This is a genomic window from Shewanella sp. 125m-1 (assembly GCF_052977065.1).
This window is the reverse complement of sequence record NZ_JBRILT010000045.1, coordinates 19,152-39,245: the sequence shown is the minus strand read 5'-3', so window position 1 is coordinate 39,245 and position 20,094 is coordinate 19,152. Positions and strand designations below refer to the sequence as shown.

Sequence of the window (20,094 nt, the reverse complement as noted above, 5' to 3'; positions counted from 1 at the left end):
CATGAGTATATGCCTATCCTTGACTCTTTTTAGAGTACAGTTTGATAAGCAGTTACACAAAGTTAGTTACAGTCTCCTCTTTTTTTGTGCAAACTCGAAGGGTTACATTTTACTTTGCAGGTAATTTTGTAAGCCCACTTTATCAATTAATCCTAGCTGTTTTTCAAGCCAATACATATGGTCTGCCTCTGTTTCTTCAAGCAGCACCTCTAAGATTTCACGACTCTCATAATCACTTTTTAGCTCACATAAAGCAATTGCACTGCGTAAGTTATCGGCAACTTGATATTCATAGGCTAAGTCATTCTTGAGCATCTCTTGAGTGTCTTTACCAATATTGAGTGCTTCACGGCTAGCAACGTCAGGCGTGCCTTCTAGAAACAGTATTCTTTGCACCAACTTTTTAGCATGCTCACGTTCATCGTCTGACTCATGGGAGATCCGCTCGTGTAACTCGTTTAGCCCCCAGTCTTCATACATTAAACCATGTACAAAATACTGATCCATTGCAGATAGCTCGCCGGTGAGCAATTTATTGAGTGTGTCGATGACTTCTTGGTTACCTTTCATAATGCTCTCCAGTTAGCCCATCTTAGACTGCAAGTAATTTTGAATACCGGTTAATGAAATAAGCTCTAATTGAGCCTCTAGCCAATCTAAATGCTCTTCCTCGTCTTCCAATAGATCTTCTAGGATATCGCGACTAACGTAATCAGCCATTGATTCACACAGTGCAATCGCTTCACGAAGAACCACTAACTCTTCTTCAAGCATCACTTTGTCACACTCAAGCATTTCCTGGCTGTGCTCACCGATACGGATCTTGTCTAACTGTTGTAGATTAGGCAGCCCTTCCAGAAACAACACCCGCTCAATCAGTTTATCGGCATGCTTCATATCTTGAATCGATTTCTTATAGGCTTTTTCATCGAGCTCACCTAAGCCCCAATTCTTATACATACGCGCATGAAGAAAGTGTTGATTGATAGCTGTAAGCTCGCTGGTCAGTACTTTGTTTAACTGACTAATGACCTTAGGTTGTCCTTTCATCTATTCATCCTTAGTTAAATTGATCTATATCAATCTTTATAAGCTAGAACAAAAAACAACCAAGTTCAAATAAACATTATATTTCAACAATTTATTAAGAAAAACGATTCTCATTAGCACTACAATTCTTAACAAGTGGGTAGCGCGATTAAATCGCTAATTTCTACTGTGAAACGAGGGGCTTAGTCGGGAGAGAAATAAAAAAACTCAAATACAATGTAAGATACATAACTCATAAGCTGCCATGCGGGATGTAACAGAGGAAAGCTTTAGATAAAAAAGATATAAAAAAGGCCCCTACCAAGGAGCCTTAATCACCGAACCATCAACAGAACTAGATAATACGGTTCTGCTCTAACTTTTCTCGGCGTTCTTGTTCTGCCATTCTAGCTTTACGCTTATCACATGGATCATCACAATCACATGCTTTCTCAATTCCGAGCGCACCTAGACCACCGCAGCTTCCAGCAACAGCTTGTCGTTTGACTAAATAGCCTATCGACATTAAGAAAAAGAAACCTAATAACACGACAAAAGCCGCAATAAATGTGCTCATATTCGACTCCAACTACTGAGTAACGAAAGGTTTAAAGGCTTCACTATAGAAAACTTTAAAGCCATCATCCTGCTTTTCAATAAGCATTATCGCTAGATGCTCACGTTTAGCAAGTTCTAGTGATGCTTGAGTACCTAATACCATCATAGCGGTTGCGTAGCCATCTGCAATCATAGACTCTTCATGCAGTACTGTCACAGATGCTAATCTATGGTTTATTGGGTAGCCAGTGCGCGGATCGATCAGGTGTGAAAAACGCTGTCCGTCTTCCTCGTAATAATTACGATAATCACCGGATGTTGCCATCGCCATATTTTTTGGGGCTATGACCTGCTGGATCCCATTACCGTTATCACCAGGCTGCTCAATCGCAATACGCCATAATGAACCATCAGCTTTAGTACCACGCAGGCTAATTTCACCGCCAATCTCGACCAAATATCCGGTCGGATTATACTTATCTAACAAGGCGGCTATTTTATCAACACCGAAGCCTTTTGCAATCGAAGAAAGATCAACGTAGATATCAGGGTCTTGCTTGCTGATCTTATTACCGTCAACAGCAATATCCTTAATACCAGTACGCTCCATCGCTGCATCTATCTGTTGCTTTGATGGAATTTGCGTCGGTCGTTTATCTGGGCCAAAGCCCCACAAGTTAACTAAAGGTCCCAGTGTTATATCTAGGGCGCCATCGGTTGTTTTATATAATGCTAATCCTTCAGCAATTACCTTGGCTGTATCAGCCGATACTTCAACCTTATCTTGACGAGTCATCTGGTTAAACTTAGATAACTCAGAATTGGGTCGATAGGTCGACATCTGATCGTTCACCTGCTCTAAAGCTAGGTCGATCTCAGCTTGCAGTAACTGGGGATCTGGCATCTTCTCGTTAGGCACAACTTTAATGTGATAAGTCGTTCCCATCGTGTTGCCAGACAGTGAAATCACTTCAGCTTGTTTAGTACAAGCTGAAATAAAAAAGGCTAACCCGATAAGGGCCAGCCAGTTTACTAAGGTCTTAAACATATTGACCTAGATCTCCAATAAGAGAAGGGTTAGCCACCGAAGTCATCCAATAAGATGTTTTCATCTTCGACACCAAGATCTTTTAGCATAGCAATTACTGCAGCATTCATCATTGGTGGGCCACACATATAATACTCACAGTCTTCTGGCGCTTCATGATCACGTAAGTAGTTTTCATACAGTACGTTATGAATAAAGCCTGTGTATCCATCCCAGTTATCTTCAGGCTGTGGATCAGACAGAGCTACATGCCATTGGAAGTTCGCGTTATCAGCCGCTAAGCCATCAAAATCTTCAACATAGAACATTTCACGGCTAGAACGAGCACCATACCAGAAGCTCATCTTACGCTTAGAGTGAAGGCGCTTAAGTTGGTCGAAGATATGCGAACGCATTGGCGCCATACCTGCACCACCACCGATAAATACCATTTCTGCATCGGTTTCTTTCGCGAAGAACTCACCGAATGGACCAGAAATCGTTACCTTGTCACCCGCTTTTAGGCTAAAGATGTACGATGACATCTTACCACAAGGCAGAGATAGGTTACGTGGAGGTGGCGACGCAATACGTACGTTCAACATGATGATACCTTCCTCAAGAGGATAGTTCGCCATAGAGTATGCACGGATTGTTTCGTCTTCAACAGTTGATTCAAGATTGAAGAAGCCAAAGTGTTCCCAGTCGCCACGGTATTCTGCAGGAATATCATAATCTGCATATTTAACATGGTGCGCAGGTGCTTCAATCTGAATATAACCACCGGCACGGAAAGGCACAGAGTCACCATCAGGAATTTGCAGCTTAAGCTCTTTAATGAAAGTGGCTTTGCTATCGTTAGAGATAACTTCACATTCCCACTTCTTAACACCAAAGATCTCTTCTTCCAGCTCAATCTCCATGTCGTTTTTAACGTTTACCTGACAAGATAAACGGCAACCGCCACGAGCTTCACCTTTGCTGATATGGTCCATTTCAGTTGGTAAAATATCACCACCGCCTGACTTAACATGGACTTTACACTGACCGCAAGTACCACCACCACCACATGCAGACGATACGAAAATACCGCTCTCTGCTAATGCGCCTAGTAGCTTGCCACCTGCGGCTGTTTTAATTGCTTTACTCGCATCATCATTGATGCCGATAGTGACATCGCCGCTTGCAACTAGCTTTGACTTGGCAAATAAAATTACCAAAACCAAGACTAATACAATCGCGGTAAACATACTCACACCGAGATATACATCGATTGGAGTAGATTCAAGAATACCCATTAAATTATCCTTAAAGGTTCAAATTAAGACGTCGTTATGGTGCCTCTTTACAGAGACACACCTGAGAACGACATGAAACCTAGAGCCATCAAACCAGCGGTAACAAAGGTAATACCTAAACCGCGAAGCCCATCAGGAACATCAGCATATTTTAACTTCTCACGGATACCAGCAAGCAGCACAAGTGCTAATGCCCAACCGATACCAGAACCGATACCAAACACCAAGCTTTCACTAAGGTTGTAGTCACGCTCAACCATGAAAGACACTGCACCAAAAATTGCACAGTTTACGGTGATTAGCGGTAGGAAGATCCCCAATGCGTTATATAGCGGTGGGAAATACTTATCCAATGCCATCTCAAGGATCTGAACCAAAGCTGCGATAACACCAATGAAGGTAATGAACTTCAAGAAGCTCAAGTCAGCATCTGGAACACCTGCCCACGCTAATGCGCCTGGAGCAAGAATGCCTTGATAGATAATTTGGTTAACAGGTACTGAAATCGCCAGTACCACGATAACTGCAACACCTAGACCCATGGCTGTTTTTACTTTCTTAGATACCGCAAGAAATGTACACATACCAAGGAAAAAGGATAGCGCCATGTTTTCAATGAAAACAGAACGAATTAATAGACTAATATAATGTTCCATTATGCTTATCCTTTCGCTTCAACTTGCTCTGGCTTCATCACACGAATAATCCAGATCAATGCACCGATCAAGAAGAACGCACTAGGAGGCAGCAGCAATAGGCCGTTAGGCTGATACCAGCCACCGTCAGAAATCTTGCTTAAGATCTCAACGCCGAATAATGAACCATTACCAAACAATTCACGTACGAAGCCAACTGACAACAAGATTGCACCGTAGCCTAAACCATTACCGATACCGTCCATGAAGCTCATCATAGGAGGCGTCTTCATCGCATAAGCTTCAGCGCGGCCCATTACGATACAGTTAGTAATAATCAGACCAACAAATACCGATAGCTGCTTAGCAACATCATATGCATAAGCTTGCAGTACTTGGTCAACCACGATTACTAATGAAGCAATAATCGTCATCTGCACAATAATACGTACACTACTAGGAATGTGATTACGTAACATTGAGATAAACAGATTCGATAATGCCGTTACCGCCGTTAACGCAATTGTCATTACCAAAGCTGTTTCCATCTTACTGGTTACAGCCAAGGCGCTACATACACCCAAAATTTGTAGTGCAATTGGGTTATTGCTGACGATAGGTCCGATTAGAACCTGTTTAAGTTCTTTAGCATCAGCCATTAGCTCAGTCCTCCATCTCGGGCTTTGTCGATAAAGCGTTCAAAACCTTCTTTACCTAACCAAAACTCTAACGAATACTGCACACCGTTACTGGTTAATGTTGCACCTGAAAGGGCATCAACACCATAAACAGTCTCTGCAATAGCAGGGTTTTTAGTGATAGTAATCGCTAATTCACCCTTGTCGTTGTATAACTTTTTACCTTGCCACTTAGCGACCCATTGTGGGTTTTGTACTTCACCGCCTAGACCAGGTGTTTCACCTGAGCCAGAAAAGTCGTAATACACTAAGTTCTGGATAGTATTTAGATCAGGATCCAATGCTAAAAATGCATACATGGTTGACCACAGACCATAACCTTTAATCGGTAAAATCACGCTAACCAGATTACCTGCATCGTCTTTAACCAGATAGATAACAGCATCATTTGCTACACGCTTTACTGATGCAATATCGTTTTTAGGTACAAAAGATAACTTAGGGTCACGAGCGGCTTTATTCATGTCGAACGTATCGCCATCGACACCATCAACAAAATCACCGGTGCTTAATGAAACAACTTTTGCTTCAACATTTTTGTCGTAAAGCGCCAAGATCTCAGCCTTAGAGACGTCACCATCTTTGGTCGAAATCAAATTAGCCGCTTCAAGAATATACTTTTGCTTATCAAGTAATTTGTTTTCTTGTTGGATAGGTTTCAACAATACTGCAGCCGTCGAAACGAACATAGAGCAGATGAAACATAAGCCAACAACAACAAACAGTGTTCTTCCGAACGAATCTTTATTACTAGCCACGAGCAATCCTCCGCTTGATATTCGACTGAACCACGAAATGGTCAAATAATGGAGCAAATAGGTTAGCGAACAAGATGGCCAACATCATGCCTTCTGGGAAAGCAGGGTTGATAACACGAATGAATACCGCCATAGCACCAATTAAGATACCGTAAGCCCATTTCGCATTATTAGTGAAAGACGCTGAAACAGGGTCTGTCGCCATAAACATCATACCGAACGCAAAGCCACCTAATACAAGGTGCCAGTACCAAGGCATTGCAAACATTGGATTCGTGTCACTACCGATGAAGTTAAGTAGGTAAGAAACTGCAATCATACCAACCATAACACCACTGACGATACGCCATGAAGCGATGCGGGTGTAGATGATAACTGCGCCACCAATCAAGATAGCCAGTGTCGATACTTCACCAACAGAACCTGGAATGAAACCAAAGAATGCATTCCACCAGTCAGTTGTTAGACCGTACTCTAATGTGCCCTGCGCCGCCTGACTCAGTGCTGTTGCACCAGAGAAGCCGTCAGCCACAACCCAAGTTGTGTCACCAGACATATTTAGCGGGTAAGCAAAGAATAGGAAAGCACGACCGGCCAACGCTGGGTTGAGGAAGTTACGGCCCGTACCACCAAAGATCTCTTTCGCCACAACCACACCAAAGGTAATACCTAAGGCAACCATCCAAAGTGGAATCGTTGCGGGCAGTGTTAGTGCAAAAAGGATTGAGGTAACAAAGAAGCCTTCGTTAACTTCGTGGCCGCGAACCGATGCAAATAGCACCTCCCATATACCACCGACAGCAAATGTCACTGCATATATGGGTAAGAACCAACAAGCGCCATACCACAATAATGCGGCAACACCTGAACTTGCAGTCAACTCAGTACCAAACATACCGAATAAAGCAACTTGCCACGTATCAGGAGCAGCAAAACCTGCCACTAACGCGTCTTGTGCTTGCAAACCTACGTTGTACATACCCATAAACATTGCCGGGAATGCACATGCCCAAACCGTAATCATCATACGTTTTAGGTCCAAGTTATCACGAACGTGGGTACGCCCCTTGTTCACGTGACCTGGAGTATAAAAGACAGTATATGCAGCTTCAAAAAGCGCATAAAACTTCTCATATTTACCGCCTTTTTCAAACTGCGGTTCAATATTTTCGAAAAACTGTTTTAAGCCCATTAGCCTTCCCTCACAATCGTATCTAAGCAGTCACGTAGATATGACGCATAGTCATATTTACCAGGACATACGAAAGTACACAGTGCCAAATCTTCTTCATCCAACTCCAATGCACCAAGTGTTGCAGCGCCATCGTAGTCGCCTGACACTAGGTCACGAAGAAGCATGGTAGGAAGAATATCCAGCGGCATTACACGCTCATAGTTACCAATAGGTACCATGGCGCGATCTGAGCCACCTGTACTCGTTGTCATGTTGAACAAGCGAGAAGATGAAAGGTGTCCAAGGAATGCACGAGTAATAGAGAACTTATCGCTGCCTGGCATAGCCCAGCCAAATAGTTCTTTCTCAGTGCCTTCTTCCAACAAGCTTACTTGATTATGGTAACGACCAAGGTAAGCGTGAGGACCCGTAGCCTTGCGACCGTTTAACACTGAGCCTGAGATAATGCGAACATTACCTTCACTTGCTTCACCCTCAGTCAACTGCGCCATTGCTGCACCCATTTGGGTACGGACTAGACGAGGTTTAACAGCCTTAGGGCCAGCAATAGCAACTACTCGTTGAGTATGTAGCTCACCAGTCACAAACAACTGACCAATCGCTATCACGTCTTGGTAGTTGATATGCCATACGGTTCTTGTTGCAGACGCTGCTAATAGGTTATGAATGTGTGTGCCAGGCAATCCTGCAGGATGTGGACCGGCAAACTCTTCAACCTGAGCATTAGCACTTGGAATATCAGCGCCAGCAGCCTTACAAAGGTAAACCTTACCTTCGGTTAACTTTGAAAGCACCTTTAGGCCGATTTCAAAATCAGCTTTATGCTCTGCAATCACGACAACAGGATCTGCTGCTAATGGTTGAGTATCAATAGCGGTGACGAATATACCAGCAGCGGTAGAATCAACGCCAGGTATTCGACTGAAAGGACGCGTTCGCAAAGCCGTCCACAAGCCTGATTGGATCAGGTTGTCACGTACTTGCTGAGTTTCAAGCGTGTCGATAGCAGTGGCGTCATATTTAGCAAAAGAGATGCTTTCATCCCCTTCCACTTCGATGACAACAGACTGCAGAACACGCTGAGCGCCCCGGTTAACTTCGGAAATTGTACCACTGGCTAAAGCAGTATATATCACGCCAAGATTCTTCTTATCTTCAAAAAGAATCTGACCTTTTTTAACTTTATCCCCTACCTTAATTTTCATGGTAGGACGTAAGCCAATATACTCTTCACCCAAAGTAGCTACATATTTGATGGCTTTACCATCATGAATAACTTGCTCTGGCCCACCTGCTATAGGTAGGTCTAATCCTTTCTTTATTGTAATCATATCCACAAGCACTACGTTATGAAGGAAAGACAATGCGCCGCGTTCCTGCTAAACACACAAGTTTTTAAACAAACCTCTAATTCGTGTTGAGCTAGCGCAGATTTATCGTCGAAATGCGATCGTAATCACGCTGGTCGCGCGCATTTTACCCCAAATATCACAAGCTCGCCATGAAAAATGTGACTGTTTTAAAAGGTTGCAAATGTTTTGAGAACAAACAGGTTAAATGTCAGTGAAAATTAAGATTTTATTAATATAGCTACAGGCCACATTCTCCATACAATTAAAGAGCTTAATTAACTTTTACCACAGATACTCCACCAAAAAATGGCTAGATATAATAAAAATTAAACATTTATCTAAGTGCTGATTAATTAGGCTTGCGAGGATAGCGTTGCAAAACACTGTTTCATACAGATAACAGGCTTAAATCTATAATTTTAGGCATATTTAAGCTTGTTTTGGTCAAAAATAGAGTTGAATAAAGCGAAGTGAACTTGCCCTTTTGCGCTAGAAAAGCACAACAGAAAAACAATGAAATTGACCATCTAAGCATAAATAGCGCTAAAGCTTTCAAAATACAGACTTAACTCAAACATAAAAAAGACGGCTGCTGCCGTCATTTTTGTGTTTGAGTAACCCATTCTTGTCCGTTACAGCCCTTTTAAGATTGCCTCGCTCAGACTTAAATCATCATTGCGGTTAACATTGATACCGGCTGCGATAATATTGCGGGCGATCTCTTTAGCTTGCTCAAGAGAATGCATTTCAAAGGTGCCACATTGATATTCATTAAGCTCTGGAATATCTGATTGAGATGCGACCTTTAGCACATCTTGCATCGCAGCAAGCCACGAATCAGCAACGGTCGACTCCGTCGGTGTGCCGATTAAGCTCATGTAAAAGCCTGTACGACATCCCATCGGTGAAATATCAATAATCTCGACGCCATCGCCATTTAAATGCTGACGCATAAACCCTGCAAACAAGTGTTCAAGGGTATGAATACCTCGTTCACTTAGGATCTCTTTATTCGGAATACAGAAACGTAAATCGAATACCGTTATCGTATCGCCATTTGGTGTGACCATAGATTTAGCGACGCGCACAGCGGGTGCATTCATACGTGTATGATCAACGGTAAAACTATCTAATAACGGCATGTTAATTCTCCAAATTCGGCCTAATCGCTCATAAGCATAATGTTCGTTACTGCCTTAATCGACTGTAAGCTTGTACTGATCTAAAGTGATACTTACGTACTGCAGCTGCGTAGTCAATAAAAGCACCATAAACTTTTTTCATTGTTGCATCACTTTTCGCACACTTAACCAAATAACACAACAAACCGCCCAAAGGCATTAGCCGCCAACACTTAGACTCCACCTTATTAAAGAAGGTCGTTTGGACTAGAAACAAAAAAGCCACAGCGATATGCCGTGGCTTTAATTACATCAACTCACCGATAATAGTGATGCTAACTTAGTATGGCTTACCCTTTACACTTTGGTGACGCGGGTACATCTACTTCAACCGCCCACTCTTGTGGAGTAAAAGTGTGCATAGACAGCGCGTGTAAGCCTTGAGCAAACTCTTCAGCCAATGCCTCATTAACTGCACGGTGACGACCAATAAGGCGCTTGCCTTCAAACTCGCTACTAGTGATGATCACTTTAAAGTGGGTTTCAGAGTTTGGCGGTACGTGATGGTTATGACTTTCGTTAATCACTTCTAGGTGAGATGGTGAAAGTGCTGCGGTGAGTTTTTCGGTAATGATCTGTTCAACTGACATAACGATGTTCTCAATAGGCATAAATGCGATTGCGGCAGGTTACTGCGATAATCTTTAAAGATCAACTGGCAGCACTATCGATATCGATTAGAACTAAATTTGTCCCCCCCCCCTCTGCTACCGATTTATTAAGCTATCTGATGAAAACCGACAATTAAGCGTCTAAAGGTCAGATTTAATCTTGGCTCTGTCACCTTTAATCGCTTAGGGAGTGAATGTTGCCACTCTTTTTGCATGGGCCAATGCATAATAAGTAAGTCCCCACTATCAAGAGATAAACTTATTTTTTGTTGAGTCTTTTTATGGCGAATAAAAAAGTCACGGCTTGCACCTAAGGTGACCGACGCAATATCACTTCCGGGTTCTATCTCCTTTTCGTCATCACTGTGCCAGCCCATCGACTCATGACCATCGGCATAACGGTTCACTAATACACCATTACTATTAAGCTCGAACTCTCGCGCTAACTTCTGCCGCAACTTATAGGCATATTTAGGCCACGGCTCAGCCTGTATAAACAAGCCTGAATAAAAATAGTCACACCCTTTATCGGCAAACCATACCTGGCTACGGGGAATTGGGTAACGCTTACCATAAACAACCACTTCAGGACGATTGAGCGGGTAAGTCGCAGACTCGTCTAGCAACGCCTTTTGCTGCGCGCTATTGAGATAGCCCTTAATTAAGGTGTAAGGCACTGCAATTCTAGGCTCACATTCAGAGCGGGGTCTAGCAATTGCTGTCGATAATGCCTGTTGAGAAGGTTTAATATCGGACAAAACTGGCCGATTAAGCCCTAAATCACCCTGTTTCATCGTTAAACCTCCTAACCTACAGCAGATATCATAATTCACATCATATACCTGAGATCATAAATCTGCGATAATATGCGCCCTAATTTATTTGGTACTTATTGGCATATGACGACACATTTTTCTGTATCGGGTATTGAACTCGAACTCCTCCGTTACCCTAGCAGACAAGAGTCTAATCTGCAGGCATGGGACGCTGCCGATGAGCACCTAATAAAGCATTTAATCGATACAGAACAAACAAGCATTAACACTGCGATTGTCAATGATAGCTTCGGTGCGTTGACCGCCGGTCTAATATCAATCGACCCTAGCTGGCCGCTGACACTGGAAACAGATGCAAAAACCAGCTTACTGGGCACGACGCAGAACCTTAGCCGTAATCAGTTACCGAATGAGTCGCTTACCTGGGTAAATAGTCGTGATGAGCTCCCTCAAGGACTTGAGCTCGTGCTAATGAAACTGCCAAAAAACCTAAACTACTTTGCCCACCAGCTAAATAGATTGTCACATGTCTTACCCGCTGGAACACAGATATTGATTGGTGCTAAAGCCAAGTCAATTAATAAGTCATTATTAGAAACCATTAGCCAAAATCTTGGGCCTGCAAGTGCGAGTCTGACATGGAAAAAGACCCGCGTTATCACTTGTATTAGCGATGGTAAAATACGTGCTTTACCAAAAGCGACAACTTGGTCGGTACCAGAGTTTAACTTGCAGATCACCAACCTGAGCAATGTCTTTGCTGCCAATAAACTCGATATTGGTGCACGGATCATGCTCGATAACATGCCTAAAGGTGAATTCAAATCGATAGTCGATTTAGGCTGTGGTAACGGTATTTTAGGCTTACATGCCAAACAGGTATTCCCAGAAGCCTACGTCCACTTTATTGATGACTCTGAAATGGCCGTTGCCTCTGCTAGAGAAAACTGGGCACTCAATAAGTTAGATAATCCAGCATTGATAGGCGAGCAAGCAACCTTTGGTTGGGATGATTGCTTAACGAATATGAGTGAAGGCTTCCGCCCGGACTTAGTTCTATGTAACCCGCCGTTTCACCAAGGTGAAGCCATTACTGACCATATCGCTTGGCAGATGTTCTTAGATGCCTTTAGACGTTTAAAAAATGGCGGGATTTTACATGTGGTCGGTAACCGTCACTTGGCCTATCACGTTAAGTTACAGCGGATTTTTAAGAATTGCACCACGGTTGCATCGAACGGCAAGTTTGTTATTTTGCAGGCACAAAAAATCAGCAAGAAGAGCCAAGAAACTGAACTTGAAGCAGAACAAGGCTCAGAAATTGACGCGAGCCCCCAAGCTCCGCACCCTCAAAGCGCTTTGTACGGTAAGCCAAGAGCCTAACCAAAGAAATATTCTGATGTAAACATAAAACGGTGAGCCTGTTGCTCACCGTTTTTTTATCCTATCAATCTGCTCTCAGCTCAATTAAGTCTCAGCTCTATCAGGTCCTAGCTAACCGAGCTCACGATTTAACGTCTACAACCTGTTCATCATGTTTAGGATCTTGTTTACCAAGTTCTTGCTTACTAGGGATTGGCTCGCTTATCTGCGAGACTGCTGTTGCTGGCGGGGCAAATAACACCTTAAACCTTTGCATAGGGGTCAAATTAGCCGCAAACGCCTCTTTAAACATATCTCGCCATTCAGTAAAGGTCACCACTAGCGGGTTAAAACTGTTAATGGGCTTAGTGATCCCGTACTCAACAGTCTCATCTTCCTTGGCAAACGTGCCAAACATGCGATCCCAGATAATCAAAACCCCCGCATAGTTCTTATCTATGTACTGTGGGTTACGCCCATGATGCACTCGATGATGGGAAGGCGTATTAATGACCCACTCTAAAATACCTAAAGACTTGATCGCCTGTGTGTGAACAAAGAACTGCAGCCCCAAATTCAACAACACAACAAACACCACCCAATTAGGGTCAAAACCCACGATGACTAACGGCAGCCAGAATATCCACATCCCTGCCATTGGATACATTAAGCTTTGACGAAATGCGGTGCTAAAGTTCATATTCTCCGAACTATGGTGGGCAACATGAGCCGCCCACATCCAACGAATGCGGTGACTGGCACGATGGAACCAGTAATAACAGAAATCTTGCGCCACCATTAGCGCAATAAACGTGGCGCCATTCATTTCAATATCAAATAAACGCCAACCAAAGAACATCAGATATAACTTAGCAACTAACAGCCCAGTTAGGATGTCGGTTAGCTGATGCATTGCAGCTAAAGCAAAGTTACACATTACCTCAGGCAAGTGATAGCGGGCATTAAGAGGTAAGCGGTTTTGCCTATCGCCCATATACCACTCAAGTAAAATACAGATGAAGAAAATAGGGGCGAGTACGAGTAGTAGTACTTCGGGGTGTGCGATCAGTGAATTAAAATCCATCTTATATATCCTTTTATCCTTTGTTTCCCTTATATCAGGGGTTTGCCTCGCCGTTTTTATTGTCGCGGTAAATCCATTGCTAATACCTAAAAGTCATTAATCCTGCTGGCGTAGCAAAGTTACCAACGTGCAAAATGGTCTTCTGTTAGCCCTAGAACATTATCGAGTTGATGTCTCTGACCAAAATTATCAATAATACAGCCATCAAAATGGCCTAAATACTGCCTAAAATTACTTTTTAATAGCCATAAGTTTAGTTTCTCTTGACGGCAGTTTTTCGGTGTAAAAGTCAGCTCCACTTGACCATTATCTGAATACACTCGCCAGCTTCCCGCAACGTCTGTTTTATTTCGTTGACGGATAAAGTCAAAATGCACAGCCCCAAGAAGGTGCCTTTCGCCGTTATGCCAAAACACGTTCTCATGACAGCCAGTCTCATTGACTCCAGCAGCTAAATTTAACCCCAAACTTCCACTTTCAGTTAAACAGTTAATACTTGCCCAGCGCCAACTGGTTTCTCGGCGCATAAAGCCTGCACTAAAATCGTATCCGGCCGTGACTCTTTGTAATGGTTGCGGCTCATGATTAATGATTAGGCTACCCGCTACCTTTAAGGCGTTATGTTTTTGGGTATATGTCCAGCCGCTATAGCCCGTTGGGTTACACATCGCCATGGGGAGGCTTAATGGCTCTGGCTGTAAACTTAAATCCGCTTCAATCCCTAACGTATTGATCCTGATGCGCCAAAGCCCTTGTTCAATATCAAACTCAACTTGCCCCTTACCACTCTTTATCTTCGCCTTACCTTGCATCGGAGAGTCAGACATCTGATAACCTAGGCCCAAAGGCTTAAGCCAACTCGTTTCTATCAGCTGATCAGTGTTGATGTCGTAGAGGTAACAGAAGGCACTGCCCACATAGCGAATATCGGCCAGTGCGACCCCTATAACGTAATATGGCGTAACGATGCTAGCAAACTGGAACTGCTTATAGGCAAAATGCTTTGACCGACTTGAAGCGAGCTTGTCCATCTCATCAAAGTACTTGAACTGCTCCACACCCAAGTGAGGCACCGGACCATCGAAATGCCCGTAGATAGCGCGACCATGCTCATCAGTCAAACTTGGCGGAGCCGCTGAGCTGGTCAATATATTAGGCGCCCATGGCACATTATTCTCAGACATAAAGCTTGAGTTCCAGAATTAAATTCGACCTTTTACTCTAACTGGAACTGACTCAGGTTAAAAGCTGCTTAACCACTTTTTGTTAATAAAGTGTAACCACAAACACCTTGCTATTTAATCGATAATTGAAAAGTATACTGAAGACAACTAAGCACAAAAACATCGCCTAAGCACTTTAGAAGCCTGCGACGGACAGCGACGGAAACTTAATCTACTTGCGGTTAAAAGCGATAACTCAAGCCAATATTGAGGTTTTGCACCTCTAACGCCTGCACCGGCACATATTGATACTCGACATTCATTCCTAAGCCAGAATTAAACCTAATTCCCCAGCCAACTGCGGCATAAACATCCGTTCCATCGTCTTCAAAATAATTAACCTTATCACTGCCCCAGTTGCCTACATGGTAGGAAAGCTCATTCGCACTCGCGCCTAATTTTGCGTATAAGCGATTACTGTCAGATAGCATGTATTCTCCATAAAGCGCAGCCCTGTATCCTGAATACTCGATATTGTTAATACGAGTGATTACTCCGGTAAAAATACTCGCCACACCACCACTTCCGGTAAAATACCCCGCCTCAAGACCAACATTTTCGTGCCACATATAGCGGTAGTAAATATCCACGACAAAGTTATCACCAGCACTGCTATCGTGATTATCTGATTGTTCTAAATCTTGGAAACCATAGCCAGCACTGACACCAAAAATATGAGGAGCCTCCGTGGCTATAGCATTACAGCTGAGTAAACCTGCAACAAGCATTGTTAAAATACGCATATCATTCCCTTCATACACTCTTATCCTTCAGTGATTTACACTGCCATTAAAACTAAAAACAGTTAAAACCATTACCACTGCATACTACAATAGCCTTGCTTGGGTTATCCAGCCGCTATAACAGTAAAAACCACCTAAATTGCAAAAGTTTAGGCTTGCTCTGGAATCACCTACATCTTCTGGTATGCTGATGCCATTAAAAACTTGTTTATGAAAGTCAAAATGAAACGTTTACTTATATTGATCACTGCAGCTCTTGCGGCTGCTGGTTGCGCTAGTCAAGGGCCATCACATATCGCTTTAAATCCTGAGGTTCCTAGCATTAGCCAACAAACAGAAGCCGAGCTTCCTGTCGCCCTAGAAACGATTGATACTCGTTCGGCCAACTTTATCGTGCGCTTTAACGATGGTGATAAAGCCGCGCGCCTTATCAGCCCGAGTGAAGCGCCTCGAGTGCAAATGGATCGAGTCTTTAGAGAGGGATTTACCCAGGCTGGATACCGAATTGACCCAAGCTCAGTCAATCATATGCAAATACAGTTGGAGCAATTATTAACCGATGTTGATGAAGGCACCTTTGGCTTTGAAGCTAATAGCCAAATTATCATCAATGTGATCGCTAAGAATGCCAATCAAGAACTGACCAAACGTTATCGTGCTAAAGGTCTATTGAAAGGCCCATTTAGCGCCGACTTTGCTACGCTTGAACTAGAAATGAACAAACTACTGGGCGAGCTAACCCGCGACATTATTAACGATCCAGAGCTTAACCAGTTTATTCAGCAATAAATATAACTCAAGGCTTGCTGTATTCAACTTGCCATTAAAAGGAACACTATGAAAACTTGGATAACAAAGGCACTAACATCACTTGTCTTATTAACTGCAAGCCAACTGTCCTATGCGGTGGACATTCAGCCTAATACGCTTTATCCCCAGGTAGAACTTGATACCAGCATGGGGAAAATTGTGGTTGAGCTCGATAGAACCCGCGCCCCAATTACCGTTGATAACTTTCTCACCTATGTCGTAAAAGGTCATTACGACAACACTTTGTTCCACCGCGTGATTAGCGATTTCGTTGTACAAGGTGGGGGCTTAGATTTAAACAAAGAAGAGAAACCCACCGATAAGCCAATCGTTAATGAATCTGGCAATGGCCTATCTAACTTAACGGGCACTATCGCAATGGCCCGTGAAGCCGAACCACATACAGCCACCAGCCAATTCTATTTCAATATCGTCGACAATGAGAAGTTAGATCCCTCTTCTCGCCGTTGGGGTTATGCCGTTTTTGGTGAAGTGACCTCTGGCATGGAAGTGCTACAAGCAATGTCACTCGTGCCAACTGAGTTTAACACCAAGATAGAGTGGCCTGACTTTCCGGTTAAAGATGTAGTACTTAAGAAGGCGACACTGTTACCGCGCGACTAACGTAAGTATGATTTACCAATATTAATTTTGAAATAATTTGAATTTATTTGAATTTATTTGAATTTATTTGAGCTAAAAACCTAATTTCGTGCCTATACTTATTTTGTTAAGTAAAGGAGGCGGCTCAATGACAGCGGATGAGTTCATTGATGGTAAGGCGCCCCAACTGGCTTTCTATGGAAAAGCGTTTTTGAGTGATCAACTCGATTTCAATGAAATCCAGTTATACCTATGGGACACCCTTGAAGAATGGCAGATGTACAATCATCAGGGTGATGCGCAGACAGATATGGAACGTGTGTTTTGGCACCTATTACACGCCTTTGACAGATGGCCTAGTTGGGCTATTCGAGGTAATCAGTTTTTGCGAAAGCAGATCCATGATTGCTGTGACTACTTGAGCATTGGTGGTCAAATACCTCAAGGCTGTATCGGCATCAGACCTTAGTATCTATACTATTGAATATCCACAAAAGAGCTTATTAAGCTCTACCAAAGCCCAAGCCACTATTGTCGGTTTGGGTTTTTTATTGCCATCTCACTAAATCACCGATTAATCTCTTGAACCTAATCTCGCTCAGCCGTAAGCTAAGCGAATCTATTCCAGCAAAGATCCCTTATGTCTTCTGCATCCGTGCCCTCTTTCTTTCAGCGCTTTAAAGACGCCGCCTCAATTTATTGCCATAAACGCGTTCTCGTTTTGTTGTTACTTGGTTTTTCGGCCGGTTTACCCTTGATGCTGGTTTTCTCTACCCTGTCATTCTGGCTCAGAGAAGCCGGGGTTGACCGAACTGCCATTGGCTATTTTAGTTGGATAGCACTAGCTTATGGTTTCAAATGGGCTTGGTCACCGCTAGTGGATCGGATGTCGCTGCCGATATTTACTCGGCTACTAGGTCGTAGGCGTGGCTGGATGATGTTCGCGCAGCTACTTCTTGTGGCAGCGATTATCGGGATGAGTCAAAGCGATCCCCTAGCCGATTTAGAGCGACTGGCTCTGTTTGCCTTAATGGTCGCCTTTGCCTCAGCCACTCAAGATATTGTTATCGATGCATTTCGAATTGAATCTGCGCCGGTAAAAATGCAGGCAGCACTCGCAGCGGCTTATCAAGTAGGCTATCGCAGCGCCATGATTATAGCGACAGCAGGTGCACTGACCATAGCTGCATGGATAGAACCTAATAGCGAGGCCTACAGTTTAGTGTCATGGCAAACAGCCTACTTAGTCATGGCTGGGCTCATGTCTATCGGTATTTTAACTACGCTATTTAGTAAAGAGCCGATTGTTGAAACCAAAGAGGCTGATGAAAAAGAAGCTGAATTAAAAGTTAAGTTTGCAGCCCGCTACCCCAAAGCCATCGCCGCTAGTTTGTCTTGGATTTATACCGCGAGTGTACTGCCGTTTATCGATTTCTTTAAGCGTTATGGCCGCAGTGCAATCCTTATCTTATTACTGATCTCTTGCTACCGTATATCCGATATCGTCATGGGGATCATGGCTAACGTGTTTTACGTGGATATGGGCTTTTCGAAAACGGAAATTGCCACATTAAGTAAAATCTATGGCCTGATCATGACATTAGTCGGCGCGGGAGCTGGCGGTCTATTAATCGCTCGCTATGGCACAATGAAGATTCTATTTTTAGGCGCATTTCTGGTTGCGGTGACTAACTTATTATTTGCCTACCAGGCTATGATTGGTTACAACGTGTCTTTCTTAACCTTTGCGATTTCGGTAGACAATTTCAGTGCAGGTATCGCAACAGCGGCATTTATCGCTTACCTATCGAGTTTGACCAGTAGTGGTTACAGCGCGACTCAATATGCACTGTTATCTTCAATTATGTTGCTGTTCCCTAAATTTGTAGCGGGGTTCTCTGGCGCTTATATCGATGCTTATGATTATGTCAGCTTCTTTATCGCTGCAAGTTTGATTGGTTTCCCAGTACTTGGGCTGATCATGCTAGTACAAAAGTATGCGCCTAATCCCAACCAAAGTGAGCCAAGTGAAAGTGACTTAGTAGATCAAGAGAATCCTAAAAAGCTAGGAAGCTAAAAGAAAACTGATAGTTACCAGTCTTGATAGGCAGTGGTATAAATAACCAACAAGTGAGTAAAATTGGTAATTCATTTGATTTTAGATGATGTAAACTTGCCAGTAAAAACGTAACAACATGAAAATAAAAAGTTTTTACTGTTGGCCTTTTATTTGCTTATCTTTATTTTTAATGAGACTCACTTGGAATAGTAAAAGGAAAGAATATGGATATTGGTCAGATTGTTATCGTTGCGATTATTGTTTTTGCCATCTTTGGAACTGACTTTTTTAAATACCGTTTCCGTATGAAACAGCTTGAAGCGAAGATCGACAGCAGTGACAAAATGAAGCTGATTGATGAGGTAAAAAGCATCCAGCACCGCTTAGTGGTTTTAGAAAAAATCATTACCGACAAGGGCTATGAGGTTAACGAAGAAATTAATAAACTAAAAGATTAACCTTGAAGACAAGGGGCTGCCACCATGGCAGCCCTAATCGAGACGAATACAACTAAAGATTAGTCTCTGAAGTTATTAAACTGGAATGGCTGACCAAGCTCTGCTTCGCGAGCAAGTGCCATCACCTGTTGCAGATCATCACGCTTCTTGCCAGTCACACGAACCGAGTCACCTTGAATAGAAGACTGCACCTTAAGTTTGCTGTCTTTAATCAGCTTAACCAGCTTTTTAGCCACTAAGGTTTCGATACCTTCTTTAAACTTCACTTTTAAAGAGAAGGTTTTACCGCTGTGTACCGCTTTTTCATCAATATCCATCGATTTAGGATCCACATCGCGCTTACTCATCTGCATACGTAGGATATCGACCAACTGACGGCACTGAAAATCATCTTCGGCTGTTAAGGTCACAATATGATCTTTATATTCGATGCTGGCTTCTTTGCCACGAAAGTCAAAACGTCCTTTCAATTCACGCACTGAATTATCAACCGCGTTACGCAGTTCAACTTCATTTACTTCTGAAACAATATCCATTGAAGGCATAAGTTTGGTCCTTAAAAAATGTTTGTAGCCATATTTTACGCACAGAGCACCCGAACTTGAAGTAAATAAACCATAAAAGCTGATGAATT

The 20,094-nt window shown here is 43.0% G+C and carries 23 protein-coding genes; 6 read left to right on the top strand and 17 right to left on the bottom strand.

Translation table 11 applies throughout. From position 1 onward, the window contains the following. Positions 1-102: 102 nt before the first annotated feature. The 13 genes from bfr (ACVBIK_RS16860) to ACVBIK_RS16800 form a co-directional block, all read right to left on the bottom strand. Positions 103-570 carry a bacterioferritin gene (gene bfr, locus ACVBIK_RS16860; protein ID WP_447160148.1) on the bottom strand — a complete coding sequence of 156 codons (468 nt, stop codon included), beginning with the start codon at positions 568-570 and terminating at the stop codon, positions 103-105. A gap of 12 nt (positions 571-582) precedes the next feature. Continuing rightward, on the bottom strand, positions 583-1,050 hold the full coding sequence (gene bfr, locus ACVBIK_RS16855) for a bacterioferritin (RefSeq protein ID WP_447170139.1): 468 nt from the start codon (positions 1,048-1,050) through the stop codon (positions 583-585). A 334-nt stretch (positions 1,051-1,384) separates the two neighbouring features. After that, positions 1,385-1,606, bottom strand: a complete 222-nt coding sequence (gene nqrM, locus ACVBIK_RS16850) for a (Na+)-NQR maturation NqrM (protein ID WP_012156314.1) — start codon at positions 1,604-1,606, stop codon at positions 1,385-1,387. 12 nt (positions 1,607-1,618) lie between these two features. Continuing rightward, on the bottom strand, positions 1,619-2,635 hold the full coding sequence (locus ACVBIK_RS16845; protein WP_447160150.1) for an FAD:protein FMN transferase: 1,017 nt from the start codon (positions 2,633-2,635) through the stop codon (positions 1,619-1,621). A 29-nt stretch (positions 2,636-2,664) separates the two neighbouring features. Beyond that, positions 2,665-3,912, bottom strand: a complete 1,248-nt coding sequence (gene nqrF / locus ACVBIK_RS16840) for an NADH:ubiquinone reductase (Na(+)-transporting) subunit F (protein WP_447160151.1) — start codon at positions 3,910-3,912, stop codon at positions 2,665-2,667. Positions 3,913-3,959: 47 nt separating this feature from the next. Then, positions 3,960-4,568, bottom strand: coding sequence for an NADH:ubiquinone reductase (Na(+)-transporting) subunit E (gene nqrE / locus ACVBIK_RS16835; protein ID WP_447160152.1), 609 nt, complete (start codon positions 4,566-4,568; stop codon positions 3,960-3,962). Positions 4,569-4,573: 5 nt separating this feature from the next. Beyond that, positions 4,574-5,206 carry an NADH:ubiquinone reductase (Na(+)-transporting) subunit D gene (locus tag ACVBIK_RS16830; protein ID WP_447160153.1) on the bottom strand — a complete coding sequence of 211 codons (633 nt, stop codon included), beginning with the start codon at positions 5,204-5,206 and terminating at the stop codon, positions 4,574-4,576. Further along, positions 5,206-6,003: a Na(+)-translocating NADH-quinone reductase subunit C gene (locus tag ACVBIK_RS16825; RefSeq protein WP_447163315.1), complete on the bottom strand. Its 798-nt coding sequence runs from the start codon at positions 6,001-6,003 to the stop codon at positions 5,206-5,208. Before ACVBIK_RS16825 ends, ACVBIK_RS16830 begins: the two co-directional genes overlap by 1 nt. Next, positions 5,996-7,195, bottom strand: a complete 1,200-nt coding sequence (locus tag ACVBIK_RS16820; protein ID WP_447160155.1) for an NADH:ubiquinone reductase (Na(+)-transporting) subunit B — start codon at positions 7,193-7,195, stop codon at positions 5,996-5,998. The genes ACVBIK_RS16825 and ACVBIK_RS16820 overlap by 8 nt, the downstream gene beginning before the upstream one ends. Further along, entirely contained in the window at positions 7,195-8,529 is a 1,335-nt protein-coding gene (locus ACVBIK_RS16815; protein WP_447160156.1) for a Na(+)-translocating NADH-quinone reductase subunit A, read from the bottom strand. The genes ACVBIK_RS16820 and ACVBIK_RS16815 overlap by 1 nt, the downstream gene beginning before the upstream one ends. A gap of 653 nt (positions 8,530-9,182) precedes the next feature. Beyond that, the gene (gene luxS, locus ACVBIK_RS16810; RefSeq protein ID WP_447160157.1) at positions 9,183-9,692 is read right to left on the bottom strand and encodes an S-ribosylhomocysteine lyase; all 510 of its coding nucleotides are present in this window, start codon (positions 9,690-9,692) and stop codon (positions 9,183-9,185) included. A gap of 329 nt (positions 9,693-10,021) precedes the next feature. After that, on the bottom strand, positions 10,022-10,321 hold the full coding sequence (locus ACVBIK_RS16805; protein WP_447160158.1) for a BolA family protein: 300 nt from the start codon (positions 10,319-10,321) through the stop codon (positions 10,022-10,024). Positions 10,322-10,449: 128 nt separating this feature from the next. Further along, entirely contained in the window at positions 10,450-11,136 is a 687-nt protein-coding gene (locus ACVBIK_RS16800; protein ID WP_447160159.1) for an alpha-ketoglutarate-dependent dioxygenase AlkB family protein, read from the bottom strand. A 105-nt stretch (positions 11,137-11,241) separates the two neighbouring features. On the opposite strand from ACVBIK_RS16800, the gene ACVBIK_RS16795 reads away from it, so the two are divergent. Then, positions 11,242-12,501, top strand: a complete 1,260-nt coding sequence (locus ACVBIK_RS16795) for a methyltransferase (protein ID WP_447160196.1) — start codon at positions 11,242-11,244, stop codon at positions 12,499-12,501. Between the two features lie 121 nt (positions 12,502-12,622). Here the strand turns inward: ACVBIK_RS16795 and ACVBIK_RS16790 are convergent, their stop codons facing one another. The 3 genes from ACVBIK_RS16790 to ACVBIK_RS16780 all read right to left on the bottom strand — a co-directional run bounded on the left by ACVBIK_RS16790 (position 12,623) and on the right by ACVBIK_RS16780 (position 15,530). After that, positions 12,623-13,564, bottom strand: coding sequence for a sterol desaturase family protein (locus ACVBIK_RS16790; RefSeq protein ID WP_447160160.1), 942 nt, complete (start codon positions 13,562-13,564; stop codon positions 12,623-12,625). A gap of 119 nt (positions 13,565-13,683) precedes the next feature. After that, a complete protein-coding gene (locus tag ACVBIK_RS16785; protein ID WP_447170138.1) occupies positions 13,684-14,748 on the bottom strand; it encodes a DUF2804 domain-containing protein in 1,065 nt (354 codons plus the stop codon). A gap of 221 nt (positions 14,749-14,969) precedes the next feature. Then, positions 14,970-15,530, bottom strand: coding sequence for a porin family protein (locus tag ACVBIK_RS16780; protein WP_447160162.1), 561 nt, complete (start codon positions 15,528-15,530; stop codon positions 14,970-14,972). Between the two features lie 222 nt (positions 15,531-15,752). Here ACVBIK_RS16780 and ACVBIK_RS16775 point away from each other — a divergent pair, with 222 nt between their 5' ends. The 5 genes from ACVBIK_RS16775 (at position 15,753) to ACVBIK_RS16755 (ending at position 19,460) form a co-directional block, all read left to right on the top strand. Then, positions 15,753-16,319, top strand: coding sequence for a YajG family lipoprotein (locus tag ACVBIK_RS16775; RefSeq protein WP_447170137.1), 567 nt, complete (start codon positions 15,753-15,755; stop codon positions 16,317-16,319). Between the two features lie 48 nt (positions 16,320-16,367). Beyond that, positions 16,368-16,964, top strand: a complete 597-nt coding sequence (locus ACVBIK_RS16770) for a peptidylprolyl isomerase (protein WP_447163313.1) — start codon at positions 16,368-16,370, stop codon at positions 16,962-16,964. Between the two features lie 127 nt (positions 16,965-17,091). After that, positions 17,092-17,412: a hypothetical protein gene (locus ACVBIK_RS16765; RefSeq protein ID WP_447160165.1), complete on the top strand. Its 321-nt coding sequence runs from the start codon at positions 17,092-17,094 to the stop codon at positions 17,410-17,412. Positions 17,413-17,583: 171 nt separating this feature from the next. Continuing rightward, positions 17,584-19,020: an AmpG family muropeptide MFS transporter gene (locus tag ACVBIK_RS16760; protein WP_447170136.1), complete on the top strand. Its 1,437-nt coding sequence runs from the start codon at positions 17,584-17,586 to the stop codon at positions 19,018-19,020. Between the two features lie 206 nt (positions 19,021-19,226). Then, entirely contained in the window at positions 19,227-19,460 is a 234-nt protein-coding gene (locus tag ACVBIK_RS16755) for a hypothetical protein (RefSeq protein WP_220764781.1), read from the top strand. A gap of 59 nt (positions 19,461-19,519) precedes the next feature. Here ACVBIK_RS16755 and ACVBIK_RS16750 read toward each other — a convergent pair whose 3' ends face one another. Continuing rightward, positions 19,520-20,005 carry a YajQ family cyclic di-GMP-binding protein gene (locus ACVBIK_RS16750; RefSeq protein WP_447170135.1) on the bottom strand — a complete coding sequence of 162 codons (486 nt, stop codon included), beginning with the start codon at positions 20,003-20,005 and terminating at the stop codon, positions 19,520-19,522. Positions 20,006-20,094: the final 89 nt, after the last annotated feature.

What these genes read in the sequence shown, in the direction of transcription:
- nqrM (WP_012156314.1), bottom strand. Translation starts at nt 1,606, where the DNA reads ATGAGCACATTTATTGCGGCTTTTGTCGTGTTATTAGGTTTCTTTTTC.
- ACVBIK_RS16750 (WP_447170135.1), bottom strand. Translation starts at nt 20,005, where the DNA reads ATGCCTTCAATGGATATTGTTTCAGAAGTAAATGAAGTTGAACTGCGT.
- bfr (WP_447160148.1), bottom strand. Translation starts at nt 570, where the DNA reads ATGAAAGGTAACCAAGAAGTCATCGACACACTCAATAAATTGCTCACC.
- ACVBIK_RS16770 (WP_447163313.1), top strand. Translation starts at nt 16,368, where the DNA reads ATGAAAACTTGGATAACAAAGGCACTAACATCACTTGTCTTATTAACT.
- ACVBIK_RS16785 (WP_447170138.1), bottom strand. Translation starts at nt 14,748, where the DNA reads ATGTCTGAGAATAATGTGCCATGGGCGCCTAATATATTGACCAGCTCA.
- ACVBIK_RS16780 (WP_447160162.1), bottom strand. Translation starts at nt 15,530, where the DNA reads ATGCGTATTTTAACAATGCTTGTTGCAGGTTTACTCAGCTGTAATGCT.
- ACVBIK_RS16815 (WP_447160156.1), bottom strand. Translation starts at nt 8,529, where the DNA reads ATGATTACAATAAAGAAAGGATTAGACCTACCTATAGCAGGTGGGCCA.
- luxS (WP_447160157.1), bottom strand. Translation starts at nt 9,692, where the DNA reads ATGCCGTTATTAGATAGTTTTACCGTTGATCATACACGTATGAATGCA.
- ACVBIK_RS16760 (WP_447170136.1), top strand. Translation starts at nt 17,584, where the DNA reads ATGTCTTCTGCATCCGTGCCCTCTTTCTTTCAGCGCTTTAAAGACGCC.
- bfr (WP_447170139.1), bottom strand. Translation starts at nt 1,050, where the DNA reads ATGAAAGGACAACCTAAGGTCATTAGTCAGTTAAACAAAGTACTGACC.
- ACVBIK_RS16845 (WP_447160150.1), bottom strand. Translation starts at nt 2,635, where the DNA reads ATGTTTAAGACCTTAGTAAACTGGCTGGCCCTTATCGGGTTAGCCTTT.
- ACVBIK_RS16755 (WP_220764781.1), top strand. Translation starts at nt 19,227, where the DNA reads ATGGATATTGGTCAGATTGTTATCGTTGCGATTATTGTTTTTGCCATC.
- nqrF (WP_447160151.1), bottom strand. Translation starts at nt 3,912, where the DNA reads ATGGGTATTCTTGAATCTACTCCAATCGATGTATATCTCGGTGTGAGT.
- ACVBIK_RS16800 (WP_447160159.1), bottom strand. Translation starts at nt 11,136, where the DNA reads ATGAAACAGGGTGATTTAGGGCTTAATCGGCCAGTTTTGTCCGATATT.
- ACVBIK_RS16790 (WP_447160160.1), bottom strand. Translation starts at nt 13,564, where the DNA reads ATGGATTTTAATTCACTGATCGCACACCCCGAAGTACTACTACTCGTA.
- ACVBIK_RS16820 (WP_447160155.1), bottom strand. Translation starts at nt 7,195, where the DNA reads ATGGGCTTAAAACAGTTTTTCGAAAATATTGAACCGCAGTTTGAAAAA.
- ACVBIK_RS16765 (WP_447160165.1), top strand. Translation starts at nt 17,092, where the DNA reads ATGACAGCGGATGAGTTCATTGATGGTAAGGCGCCCCAACTGGCTTTC.
- ACVBIK_RS16830 (WP_447160153.1), bottom strand. Translation starts at nt 5,206, where the DNA reads ATGGCTGATGCTAAAGAACTTAAACAGGTTCTAATCGGACCTATCGTC.
- nqrE (WP_447160152.1), bottom strand. Translation starts at nt 4,568, where the DNA reads ATGGAACATTATATTAGTCTATTAATTCGTTCTGTTTTCATTGAAAAC.
- ACVBIK_RS16775 (WP_447170137.1), top strand. Translation starts at nt 15,753, where the DNA reads ATGAAACGTTTACTTATATTGATCACTGCAGCTCTTGCGGCTGCTGGT.
- ACVBIK_RS16795 (WP_447160196.1), top strand. Translation starts at nt 11,242, where the DNA reads ATGACGACACATTTTTCTGTATCGGGTATTGAACTCGAACTCCTCCGT.
- ACVBIK_RS16805 (WP_447160158.1), bottom strand. Translation starts at nt 10,321, where the DNA reads ATGTCAGTTGAACAGATCATTACCGAAAAACTCACCGCAGCACTTTCA.